The sequence below is a fragment of the Peribacillus simplex genome (genome assembly GCF_900156045.1).
Classification (GTDB): Bacteria; Bacillota; Bacilli; order Bacillales; family DSM-1321; genus Peribacillus; species Peribacillus simplex_D.
In genome coordinates this window covers 152,846-164,857 of record NZ_FTMX01000003.1, presented here as the reverse complement: position 1 = coordinate 164,857, position 12,012 = coordinate 152,846, and the positions used below count along the sequence as shown (strand labels likewise).

The following is a 12,012-nucleotide window of genomic DNA, read 5'->3' as shown; positions in this document are numbered from 1 at the left end:
AAGGGGGATCCTCATGAAAGAAGCGGTAATAGTAGCTGGAGCAAGGACTCCGGTAGGAAGAGCGAAAAAAGGTTCTCTTGCTAGTGTACGTCCTGATGATTTAGGGGCTCTTGTTGTAAAGGAAACGTTAAAGCGGGCAGTTAATTATGAAGGCACCATAGATGACCTGATTATCGGTTGTGCAATGCCTGAAGCGGAGCAAGGATTGAACATGGCGCGTAACATTGGAGCATTGGCAGGATTGCCTTATACAGTACCGGCCATAACGATTAATCGTTACTGTTCAAGCGGGCTGCAAAGTATCGCTTATGGAGCGGAAAGAATCATGCTCGGCCAAAGTGATACAGTCATTGCAGGCGGAGCGGAATCCATGAGCCTTTTGCCAATGATGGGCCATGTGACACGTCCGAACGCGAGACTTGCGGAAACGGCACCGGAATATTATATGGGCATGGGTCATACAGCTGAAGCCGTTGCAAAAAAATACGGCATTTCCCGTGACGATCAAGATGCATTTTCTGTTAGAAGTCATCAAAAGGCGGCTAAGGCCATTGCAGAAGGAAAGTTTTCCGATGAAATTGTACCGGTTGAGGTGACCCTCCGTTCAGTGGGACCGGATCTTAAATTAAAGGAAAAGTCATTTACTTTTACACAGGATGAGGGCGTTCGTCCAGGCACGACTGCTGAAGTGCTAAAAAAACTAAGACCTGCATTTTCTGTTACAGGATCCGTAACAGCAGGGAATTCGTCACAAACGAGTGATGGTGCAGCCGCGGTGATGGTCATGGATGGGGAAAAGGCCTCTTCATTAGGGATGAAACCGATGGGTAAGTTCCGTTCCTTTGCTGTAGCGGGAGTACCGCCTGAAATTATGGGCATCGGACCGATTGCAGCCATTCCTAAAGCTTTGAAACTAGCAGGTCTTGAGTTATCGGATATTGGTTTATTTGAATTGAATGAAGCCTTTGCTTCCCAATCCATTCAAATCATTCGTGAGCTCGGATTGAATGAAGAGATTGTCAATGTAAATGGCGGAGCCATCGCTTTAGGCCATCCACTGGGATGTTCGGGAGCAAAATTGACATTAAGCCTGCTTCATGAAATGAAGCGCAGAAACCAACAGTTCGGAGTCGTGACAATGTGCATCGGCGGCGGAATGGGTGCTGCCGGAGTATTTGAATTATTGGCGTAATCCCACGCCTCCCGGAGGCTGTCATGCTTCCGGCGGGTTTACTATCTTAAATACTTAGGAGGAAATGACATGTCAAATCAAACTACAGGTAACCTCATTAAAGGCGGAGCCTTTTTAGTGGAAGATATTACGTATGATCAAGTGTTTACACCGGAAGATTATTCTGATGAGCATAAAATGATCGCCAAAACTGCCGAGGATTTCGTAGTGAATGAAATTCTGCCGCAGGTTGAACATTTAGAAAACCATGAATTTGACCGTTCCGTTAAATTACTGAAGCATGCAGGAGAAATCGGTTTACTTGGTGCTGATGTTCCTGAGGAATACAGCGGATTGGGTCTTGATAAAATCAGTTCGGCATTGATTACGGAAAAAATGGCGCTTGCAGGCGGGTTCGGAATTACACATGGTGCACATGTAGGTATCGGATCATTGCCAATCGTATTATTCGGGAGTGAAGAACAAAAGAAAAAATATCTCCCTTTACTGGCAACGGGTGAGAAGATTGCTGCGTATGCCTTAACGGAACCAAGCTCAGGTTCAGATGCCTTGGGAGCAAAAACGACGGCAAAATTGAACGCAGAAGGAACACACTATATTTTAAATGGTGAAAAACAATGGATTACAAATGCAGGTTTTGCAGATGTCTTCTGTGTATACGCCAAAATCGACGGCGAACAATTCTCCGCTTTCATTGTTGAGCGTGATTATGAAGGCGTATCAACTGGTGCTGAAGAGAAGAAAATGGGGATCAAAAGCTCATCCACACGTACCTTAATACTTGAAGACGTACATGTACCAGTCGAAAACCTTTTGGGTGTAGCCGGAAAAGGTCATGTCATCGCTTTCAATATCCTGAATATCGGCCGCTATAAATTAGGCGTCGGTGCGGTTGGCGGATCTAAACGTGCCCTTGAGATTACAGCTGCTTATACGAATCAACGTCAACAGTTCAAAACGAAAATTTCCAGTTTTAACTTGACGAAAGAAAAACTTGCAACAATGGCCGCTAAAATTTATGCAGCAGAAAGCTCTGTGTATCGTACCGTTGGCCTTTATGATCAAAGACAAAGCAAATTGACGGATGAGCAAGTGAAAGATGGGAAATCAATGGCGGCTGCAGTTGCTGAATATGCCATTGAGTGTTCATTGAATAAATTCTTCGCTTCCGAAGTATTGGATTATGTTACGGACGAAGGCGTACAGCTTCATGGCGGTTATGGTTTCATGCAGGAGTATGAAATTGAAAAAGCATATCGCGATTCTCGTATTAACCGGATCTTTGAAGGTACAAATGAAATCAACCGATTGCTTGTCCCGGGAACTTTCCTGAAGAAAGCACTTAAAGGGGAATTGCCGCTTCTTCAAAAAGCTCAAGGCCTGCAAGAGGAATTAATGATGATGATGCCGGAAGAACCTGGCGATGAGCCACTGGCACAAGAAAAAATGCTTGTTAGGAACGCTAAGAAAATCGGTATTTTGGCAGCTGGCCTAGCGGCACAGAAATACGGCAAAACTCTTGATCAAGAACAAGAAATCCTCTCTAACATTGCCGATATCGCATCCCTTGCCTATGCAGCTGAATCCGTGGTATTGCGTACGGAGAAAGCCATTGCAGCTACAGGCCTGGAGAAGAACAAACAAAAAGTGCTTTACACTGAAATCTTCGTTCAGGAAGCTTTCAATGAAATAGAACAACATGCAAAAGAAACGTTGATTGCGGTGGAAACAGGCGATACTCTTCGCATCATGCTTTCGTCGCTCCGCAAGCTGACAAGACACAATCCGATCAATGTCATTGCGAAAAAACGTGAAGCTTCCATCAAGGTAATCGAAGCGGAAAAATATGCTCTTTAAGCAATGAATCAGAATCTGTAAAGGGAATGCCCGTAAAGGCATTCCCTTTATTTCCTTTGATAAAATCGCATCGGAAATTCAAAAGACATTTCGTTGTATTGCGTGCTGAAAACGGGTATTCTATTGATAGGTGGTGAAATGATGGGCTTAACATTATATTGGTACCCAAAATGCGGCACATGCCGTAACGCGAAGAAGTGGCTGGATAATCATGAACTGCAATATGAAGCGATCCATATAGCGGAAAATCCGCCTTCGCGAACAGTAATAGAACAACTATATAAAATCAGCAATTTGGAATTGAAGAAGTTTTTCAATACCAGCGGTCAAAAATATCGGGAGCTGGGCTTAAAGGATAAGCTGAAAGAAGCCTCTGAAGCAGAGATGCTTGATATATTGTCCACGGATGGCATGCTTCTGAAAAGGCCGATTGTTACAGATGGCACTAAAGTGACGGTAGGTTTCAAAGAAGAGCAATTCGAACAGGTTTGGAACTGAAATTTCACAAAATATTTGGTTAATTCCTTACTTAAACAAACAATCTACCTTATAATGGAATAGATAAAATAAGATGTACATATGGAGGGTTAATAATGACAACAACACCAAAAGAACTTCGTTACACTAAAGAACATGAATGGGTCAAAACGGAAGATGGAACAGTGCGCATTGGGATTACAGCTTTCGCACAGTCCGAGCTTGGGGACATCGTATTCGTTGAGCTTCCGGAAATCGGCGATGAATTGAAAGCGAACGAACCATTTGGAAGTGTTGAATCCGTTAAGACCGTTTCTGAGCTTTATGCACCTATCAGTGGCAAGGTTGTTGAAGTAAACGAAGATTTAAGTGACAACCCTGAATATGTAAATGAGTCTCCTTATGAAAAGGCATGGATGGTCGTGCTTGAACCATCTAATAGCAGTGATATTGAAAACTTGATGAGCGCTGAAGAGTATGAGAGTTTAATCAACGGTTAAAAAGAAGGAGAGGGGGGACTGAATAGGCCTGCTCTCTTTTTCATTTTGTACAGCGGCAGTTGCGCACATAATTCGTGAGATGGAGTGATGACATGGAGTGGGGCGAATTCGATAAAGTGATCATTGTAGAAGGCAGTTCCGATAGAAGAAAAGTTGCCTCCGTTTTAAATGAAGATGTGGAAATAAGATGTACGAATGGGACCATATCATTAACTAAGCTGGATGAATTAGTGGATGAATTGATGGATCGTGATGTTTATCTCCTTTTTGACGCAGATGAATCAGGAGAAAAGCTGCGGAAGCAGTTCCGAAGGGAAATGCCGGAAGCGAACCACCTGTATATTAATAAAATGTACAAAGAAGTGGAAAGCTCACCCGAACATCATATCGCAACTGTGCTACTATCTGCCAATATGAATGTGAAAATGAAATTTTTAAGTCAAAGGGTGAACGACTAATTGATGCAGGAATGGAAAGAAGAAGAGTGTAAGCTTGCTGTTGAAAATGGGGAAACCTTTTGCTTATATTTATATACGCCTTTATGCGGCACTTGTCAGGTTGCCTCCAAGATGCTGACGATATCCTTGGAGCTGTTCCAGGAATTGAAGGCAGGCAAAATGAATATGAACTATGTTCAAGCAATTGCCGAAACATATGAAATCGAAAGTGTGCCTTGTTTATTGCTTTTCAAAAAAGGAAAGCTGCACAAAAAAATATATGCCTTTCAATCCGTTCCTTATTTGTATGGATTGCTTAAGGAAATCAGCTAAGAAACCAATCAGAACCATGATTGGTTTCTTTGTTGCGGACATTTGAATGCGAGATCGGAATTAAACAAAGAATATTCTAACAATTCATTGACTGATTTATTCTAAAATGCTATATTTTGAATTAAGTAATGGCAGAATTTAATAGTTCTTATCAAGAGTGGCGGAGGGACTGGCCCGACGAAGCCCGGCAACCGGTATAAATTTTATATACGGTGCTAATTCCAGCAGAGTGTTGGCTCTGGTAGATGAGGTGTGTTCTTGTGACCTCTTCTTATTGAAGTGGTTTTTTTGTTTATAAAAGGCCGGATATCATATAATTCCAACTAAATTCATAGAAAAAGGTGAAATCATATGTCAGAGAAAAAGTTACGTTTCGAAACATTGAGTGTTCATGGCGGTCTGCAAGCTGATGAAACAGGTGCACGTGCAGTTCCTATCTACCAAAGCAATGCATACTTGTTCAAGGACACCGACCATGCAGCGAATTTATTTGGACTTAAGGAGAATGGCTATATATATACACGACTTCATAATCCCACGGTCAGCGTTTTTGAGGAAAGAATGGCCTTATTGGAAGGCGGTATCGGCGGATTGGCAACATCAAGTGGAATGGCTGCCATCTCACTTTCCATCCTGAATATTGCCGCTGCAGGTGACGAGATTGTTTCAGCCTCTACATTATATGGCGGTACGTATAACCTTTTTGAAAATACTCTTCCTAAATATGGGATCAAAGTGAAGTTCGTTTCTCCCGATGACCCTGAAAATTTCAAAAGGGCGATTACGCCAAGAACTAAAGCCATTTTTGCCGAAACGATCGGTAATCCAAGTTTGAGGGTGCTTGATATTGAAGCGGTAGCGGAAATCGCCCATGATGCCGGCATACCTTTAATCATTGATAATACCTTTGCAACACCGTATCTTTGCAGACCAATAGATTTTGGAGCGGACATCGTCATCCATTCCGCTACAAAATGGCTTCTGGGAAATGGAACGACGCTAGGCGGTGTCATCGTGGATGGAGGGAAGTTCGATTGGAACTCGCCAAACTACCCTGGCTTCACGGAGCCTGACCCAAGCTACGACGGTCTTGTATACGCCGAGGCAGTAGGACCTGCCGCATTCATAACGAAAGCCCGGGTCCAGTTACTTCGTGACTTAGGTCCTGCGCTAAGTGCCCAAAGTGCATTCCAGTTTACGCTTGGTCTTGAAACGCTGCATGTAAGGATGAAAGAGCATCTATCAAACACCAAGTCTGTCATTGAATATTTAAAAAACCATCCTGCCGTGACTTGGGTTTCGCATCCTGGTGATGAGGATCATCCCGATAAAGCCCTTGCGGATAAATATTTGCCTAAGGGAGCTGGATCAGTCGTGACTTTTGGAATACAGGGTAATCGCGAAGCAGGGGCAAAACTTATCAATTCGGTGGAATTATGGTCCCATGTGGCGAATGTAGGGGATGCGAAGAGCTTGATCATCCACCCAGCCAGTACGACCCATCAACAATTGAATGAGGCGGGTCTTGCGAAAGCGGGTGTGCGTGCCGATCAAGTCCGTTTATCCATCGGGATTGAAAATGTAGACGACTTAATAGAAGATTTGGAGCAGGCAATTGAAAAAGCGACGAATATCGTCTCCTTGACCTCCAAAACGCTTTAAGCAAAGTTCCTGTTCATTCTTGAACTAGAAATAATATACATTGCGCTCCTTTTTTATCTATGATAAAATTTCTCCATACTAAAGAACTTAATGATGTACAAATATTCTATATATTAGCTCTTATCAAGAGAGGTGGAGGGATGTGCCCGATGAAACCCGGCAACCGACAAGGAGATTTCCTTGGAAAGGTGCCAATTCACACAAAGTTTAATTACTTTGGAAGATGAGAGAAAGGCCTGTTTCTTCACCTGCCTTTCTGCTCATGCAGAAAGGTTTTTTCTGTTTTAATGGGGAAAACATGTGCATGATATGAGAAACAGACTAATAATGTAGAGAAATCAACTAAGTTCATAGGTTTTATTGGATAAAAGAGGTGAGGATTAATGATTACATTGACGAAAGTCAGTAAGCTGTTCCGAACAGGAAAAGGGAACAGTGAGACGATCAAGGCTGTAAATAATGTGAATGTTGAAATAAATAAAGGCGAGATTTTCGGTATCATCGGTTACAGTGGAGCGGGGAAAAGTACTTTGATCAGAATGCTCAATGGATTGGAAACCCCAACAGAGGGTTCCGTAGTGGTTGCTGAGAAGGAAATTTCAAAAATTAAAGGGGCTCAGCTCCGTAAGGCCCGTCAAGAAATCAGCATGATTTTCCAACATTTCAATCTATTATGGTCAAGAACCGTTCAGGAAAATATTTCTTTCCCATTGGAAATTGCAGGAGTTTCTAAAACTGAACGAACCAAGCGTGTAAACGAATTGATCAAGTTAGTCGGACTGGAAGGAAGGGAAAAGGCCTATCCTTCACAATTAAGCGGAGGGCAAAAGCAAAGGGTGGGAATCGCCAGGGCCCTGGCAAATAACCCTAAAGTGCTGCTGTGTGATGAAGCGACTTCTGCCTTGGATCCGCAGACTACCGACTCAATACTCGAATTGCTTGTTGACATCAATCAGCGCTTGGGATTGACGATCGTCTTGATAACACATGAAATGCATGTAATACGTAAAATCTGTCATCGCGTCGCCGTGATGGAAAACGGGCAAGTTGTTGAACAGGGGCCCGTCCTTGATGTTTTCAAGAATCCTAAAGAACAAATGACGAAGCGTTTCGTGCAACAGGTAACGGAACCAGAAGAAACGAAAGAAACGATGGACCATTTGCTCGAACGTTATCCTGCAGGCAAAGTGATTCAATTGACCTTTGTAGGTGATCATGCAGAAAGCCCGTTGATCACCAAGCTTGTGCGTAACTTCGAGTTGGATGTCAATATCGTTCAAGGTAAGATATCCCAAACAAGAAGCGGTTCATATGGAACATTGTTTATCCATCTTGATGGCACAGAGGATGAAATGCTCCGCGCAATCGAATTCATTAAAGCACAGCAGGTAGGCGTGGAGGTGATTACTCATGCTTGAAGAATTATTGCCGAATATTGATTGGGAAGACATTATTGAAGCAACAAAAGAAACGCTTTACATGACAAGCGTCTCTGTAGTAGCAACCTTTTTTATAGGCATAATATTAGGATTGATCCTGTTCCTGACAGGGAAGGGTAATATGTGGGAAAATCGGGTGATTAACGGGGTCATGAGTGCTATCGTTAATATATTCCGTTCCATTCCATTTCTTATTTTGATCGTGCTGCTTATTCCTTTCACTAAAGCGCTTGTCGGTTCCATGATTGGAGAGAACGCTGCATTACCGGCACTTATTATCGGGGCTGCCCCATTCTATGCGCGTATGGTTGAAATCGGCCTGCGTGAAATCGATAAAGGTGTAATCGAAGCCGCTAAATCCATGGGGGCAAAAACGAGTACGATCATTTGGAAGGTCCTTCTTCCAGAGTCGATGCCTGCCCTTATTTCCGGGATTACGGTAACATCGATTGCATTGGTTGGATATACCGCAATGGCCGGGGTCATCGGTGCAGGCGGACTTGGTAATCTAGCCTATTTGGACGGCTATCAAAGAAATCAAAATGACGTTACGCTTGTAGCGACGATCGTTATTCTAATTATCGTCTTCATAATTCAAATTATTGGAGATGTGATTACATCTAAATTGGACAAAAGATAAAAGGAGATGAATAGGATGAAAAAGTTTTTAGGATTTGCGTTAATTTTAGTGTTATCTATCGCTTTGGCTGCTTGTGGAAGTGAAAAGGATAAAGGCGGCAGTGATACGGAAAAAGAATCGAAGAAATTAGTTGTAGGGGCATCCAATGTTCCGCATGCTGAAATCCTTGAGGAAGCTAAGCCGCTTCTTAAAGAAAAAGGAATCGAATTGGAAATCGAAACATTCCAGGACTACGTTTTACCGAATAAGGCGTTGAATGATAAGGAATTGGATGCTAACTATTTTCAGCACATTCCTTACTTAGAGTCGCAAATTAAAGAAAATGGATATGATTTCGTCAATGCTGGCGGAATCCATATCGAGCCAATAGCACTATACTCTCAAAAATATAAAAGCATCGATAAACTACCTGATGGGGCAACAATCATTTTGAGCAGCTCTGTCGCTGACCATGGACGCGCTTTATCCCTTTTGGAAAAGAATGGCCTGATCACTTTGAAAGAAGGCATCGATAAAACGACGGCTACAACTAAAGACATCGTTGAAAATAAGAAAAACCTTAAATTCGATGCTGATTATGAAGCGGCCCTGCTTCCTAAAATTTATGAAAGCGGCGAAGGCGATGCTGTTTTGATCAACTCTAACTATGCAATCGACGCTGGCTTGAATCCATTGAAAGATTCAATTGCGATTGAAGATTCCGAATCACCTTATGTGAATGTCATCGCTGTAAACAAAGGCGATGAAAACAAAGAAGAAATCAAAGCGCTTGTAGAAGTATTGCATTCTAAAGAAATTCAAGATTTCATCCTTGAGAAATACGAAGGTGCGGTTGTACCGGCGGATAAATAATTCAAGAATGGCGACCTGATTTAATTAAGGCCGCAGTGTGTAAACAAAAAAGGTTCCGGAATGTTCTCATTCCGGAACCTTTTTGATTTTTTTATTGGATTTGTAAAGCGATTTTTATTCACGATAGGCCTCTTTATTTGTTGTTGATTGCCGGATGGGCAGAGATAACAACCAACCAAAACGGTTGCGGAAGAATCTTTCTTTTGTTCAAGGACTTGTACAGAGTATAGCTGGTGTTTGTTAGTTGCATCTGGGTTAAACCAGATGCTCTTAAGAAACGACTATCATGAATATTTCCGGGTGTTACTATCGTCCTCAACACAAATCCGTTACAGTCTGTCGCCGCATGAATGAATAGGCAAACTGTTTTGTTCGTTCAGCTTTTACATAATGCGTCGCTCATAATTTTTTTCTATAGTGAGGCACTTTATCATGGAAACTTAACCTGAAAACCAACGATATCATGTTGATTCCAACTTCTTCAATCGTTTTACGCATGGAACGAATAAAGACTGTAGGCAAAGTGGTTCTATCTGATTACTTAGTCTTAGTGGATTGGAATGGAAGGTACGAGACTCCTGCGGCAAAAGCGAGTCCAAGGGAGACCCCGCAGGCGCTAAAGCGTCGAGGAGGCTCTCGGACCGCCCGCGGAAAGCGAGTGCCTGAAGTGGAAATCAACAATCCCTCAAAAAGACTGTAGGCAAAAGGAGTTCTATCTTACTGTTAAAACAAAGTTGATTGGAGCGGAAGGTACGAGACTCCTGCGGGAAAAACGAGTCCAGGGGAGACCCCGCAAGCGCGAGGCGTCGAGGAGGCTCCCGGACCGCCCGCGGAAAGCGAGTGCTTGAAGTAGAAATCAACAATCCCTCAAAAAGACTGTAGGCAAAAGGAGTTCTATCTTACTGTTAAAACAAAGTTGATTGGAGCGGAAGGTACGAGACTCCTGCGGGAAAAACGAGTCCAGGGGAGACCCCGCAGGCGCGAAGCGTCGAGGAGGCTCCCGGACCGCCCGCGGAAAGCGAGTGCCTGAAGTGGAAAGTAACGTCCAAATTTAAAGTCAAATGACATCCAGTTTGTCTACAATCTGGCGGCCTGATTTAATTCAGGCCGTTTTTTTTATGTTTAATCATGAAAGTGAAGGGTATAGAGATAATGAAGGCATTAAAAAGATACACAAATTTGAAAGGATGGTTCACTATCAATACTCTAGATTTACATGTAACAAGCGAAATGGAAAAGGCGATGCAGTCTTCACATGGGATTGGCTACAGTGAGTACAGTAGAAACTTAGACCTCCGTATCGAGGTTGAGAAAGAACGGGATAGGGAACATGTAAAGTGCAACAAAATGGTCCAGGACCTACAACGCAAAATTCACGGCTAAGCATATAAAAGAGTTCTTTAAAAGATCGGTCTGTAGAGGTAAAATGGAAAGTGGTCCATAAATAAGGGGTGCCTTATTGGATAAACTTACATAATGCCTGACAGTCCGATTTTTTTCTTTTTAAAGCGGAACGTTCATACCTTGCAATCGAATTCTTCGAACATATATTAATAAGGATGAAGGTTTGCTGAATAATAAGATAATTTTAACAAAAGCTAAAATAAGTATGAATATGCAGGAAACAGGCTATATCTGTTAGTATTGTAAGAATTGGACGGGTTTTTAATATGGCGGAAGTGGAAACCCCTATCTATTTAGTTGATTCTAAATTGGATTTGTTATAAAATTGGAATGAGAATAAAGTGAGAATGCTTTTACGTAATTTACAGTAAGGAAAGTAATCTTTACTTTCTGGTAATAAAATTGGAATTAGTTCACGGAGGTATTATTATGTCAGCTTCTACATTAACGGTTAAAGATCTTCACGTATCAATTGAAGGTAAAGAGATTTTAAAAGGGGTAAACCTTGAAGTCAAAGGTGGAGAAATCCATGCGATCATGGGGCCAAATGGAACTGGTAAATCCACTTTATCATCAGCAATCATGGGTCACCCTAAATATGAAGTGACTAGCGGAAGCATCACATTCGATGGCGAAGATGTATTGGAAATGGAAGTAGACGAGCGCGCTCGTGTCGGTCTATTCCTAGCTATGCAATATCCAAGTGAAATCAGCGGTGTTACAAATGCTGACTTCTTGCGTTCTTCCATTAATGCACGCCGTGAAGAAGGCGATGAGATTTCATTGATGAAATTCATCCGTCAAATGGACCAAAAAATGGAGTTCCTTGAAATGGATGAAGATATGGCGCAACGCTATTTGAATGAAGGTTTCTCAGGCGGAGAGAAAAAACGCAACGAGATTCTTCAATTAATGATGATCCAACCTAAAATTGCAATCTTGGATGAGATTGATTCAGGTCTAGATATCGATGCACTTAAAGTCGTTTCAAAAGGAATCAACGAAATGCGCGGAGAAGACTTTGGATGCTTGATCATCACTCACTACCAACGTCTATTAAATTACATCACTCCTGATTTTGTACATGTTATGATGCAAGGACGTGTCGTTAAATCAGGCGGTCCTGAACTTGCTGCACGCTTGGAAGCGGAAGGTTATGACTGGATCAAACAAGAATTGGGCATTGAAGACGAAACTGTTGGCGAAGAAGCGTAAGTAG

The 12,012-nt window shown here is 42.3% G+C and carries 12 protein-coding genes and 2 riboswitches; all 12 genes read left to right on the top strand.

Features of this window, described 5'->3' with window-relative positions; all coding sequences use genetic code 11:
* The first annotated feature begins 13 nt into the window (after nucleotides 1-13).
* The gene (locus tag BW986_RS12215; RefSeq protein ID WP_076368181.1) at nucleotides 14-1,192 is read left to right on the top strand and encodes an acetyl-CoA C-acetyltransferase; all 1,179 of its coding nucleotides are present in this window, start codon (nucleotides 14-16) and stop codon (nucleotides 1,190-1,192) included.
* Between the two features lie 69 nt (nucleotides 1,193-1,261).
* Nucleotides 1,262-3,049 carry an acyl-CoA dehydrogenase FadE gene (locus tag BW986_RS12210; protein ID WP_076368180.1) on the top strand — a complete coding sequence of 596 codons (1,788 nt, stop codon included), beginning with the start codon at nucleotides 1,262-1,264 and terminating at the stop codon, nucleotides 3,047-3,049.
* 141 nt (nucleotides 3,050-3,190) lie between these two features.
* Nucleotides 3,191-3,547, top strand: a complete 357-nt coding sequence (locus tag BW986_RS12205; protein ID WP_076368179.1) for an arsenate reductase family protein — start codon at nucleotides 3,191-3,193, stop codon at nucleotides 3,545-3,547.
* 95 nt (nucleotides 3,548-3,642) lie between these two features.
* On the top strand, nucleotides 3,643-4,026 hold the full coding sequence (gene gcvH, locus BW986_RS12200; protein WP_034310122.1) for a glycine cleavage system protein GcvH: 384 nt from the start codon (nucleotides 3,643-3,645) through the stop codon (nucleotides 4,024-4,026).
* Between the two features lie 92 nt (nucleotides 4,027-4,118).
* Entirely contained in the window at nucleotides 4,119-4,484 is a 366-nt protein-coding gene (locus tag BW986_RS12195) for a toprim domain-containing protein (RefSeq protein ID WP_048688210.1), read from the top strand.
* A 3-nt stretch (nucleotides 4,485-4,487) separates the two neighbouring features.
* A complete protein-coding gene (locus BW986_RS12190) occupies nucleotides 4,488-4,796 on the top strand; it encodes a thioredoxin family protein (RefSeq protein ID WP_076368526.1) in 309 nt (102 codons plus the stop codon).
* 145 nt (nucleotides 4,797-4,941) lie between these two features.
* A riboswitch (SAM riboswitch) is annotated at nucleotides 4,942-5,048 on the top strand.
* A gap of 99 nt (nucleotides 5,049-5,147) precedes the next feature.
* Nucleotides 5,148-6,458 (top strand): O-acetylhomoserine aminocarboxypropyltransferase/cysteine synthase family protein, encoded by a 1,311-nt coding sequence (locus BW986_RS12185; RefSeq protein WP_076368178.1) that lies wholly within the window; start codon nucleotides 5,148-5,150, stop codon nucleotides 6,456-6,458.
* Between the two features lie 117 nt (nucleotides 6,459-6,575).
* A riboswitch (SAM riboswitch) is annotated at nucleotides 6,576-6,688 on the top strand.
* 153 nt (nucleotides 6,689-6,841) lie between these two features.
* Nucleotides 6,842-7,876, top strand: coding sequence for a methionine ABC transporter ATP-binding protein (locus tag BW986_RS12180; protein WP_076368177.1), 1,035 nt, complete (start codon nucleotides 6,842-6,844; stop codon nucleotides 7,874-7,876).
* Nucleotides 7,869-8,537, top strand: coding sequence for a methionine ABC transporter permease (locus BW986_RS12175; protein ID WP_076368176.1), 669 nt, complete (start codon nucleotides 7,869-7,871; stop codon nucleotides 8,535-8,537). The genes BW986_RS12180 and BW986_RS12175 overlap by 8 nt, the downstream gene beginning before the upstream one ends.
* Before the next feature lie 15 nt (nucleotides 8,538-8,552).
* A complete protein-coding gene (locus tag BW986_RS12170; protein ID WP_076368175.1) occupies nucleotides 8,553-9,389 on the top strand; it encodes a MetQ/NlpA family ABC transporter substrate-binding protein in 837 nt (278 codons plus the stop codon).
* A gap of 1,152 nt (nucleotides 9,390-10,541) precedes the next feature.
* Nucleotides 10,542-10,772, top strand: coding sequence for a YuzK family famiily protein (locus BW986_RS12165; protein ID WP_076368174.1), 231 nt, complete (start codon nucleotides 10,542-10,544; stop codon nucleotides 10,770-10,772).
* 450 nt (nucleotides 10,773-11,222) lie between these two features.
* The gene (gene sufC, locus BW986_RS12160; protein ID WP_034310141.1) at nucleotides 11,223-12,008 is read left to right on the top strand and encodes a Fe-S cluster assembly ATPase SufC; all 786 of its coding nucleotides are present in this window, start codon (nucleotides 11,223-11,225) and stop codon (nucleotides 12,006-12,008) included.
* Nucleotides 12,009-12,012: the final 4 nt, after the last annotated feature.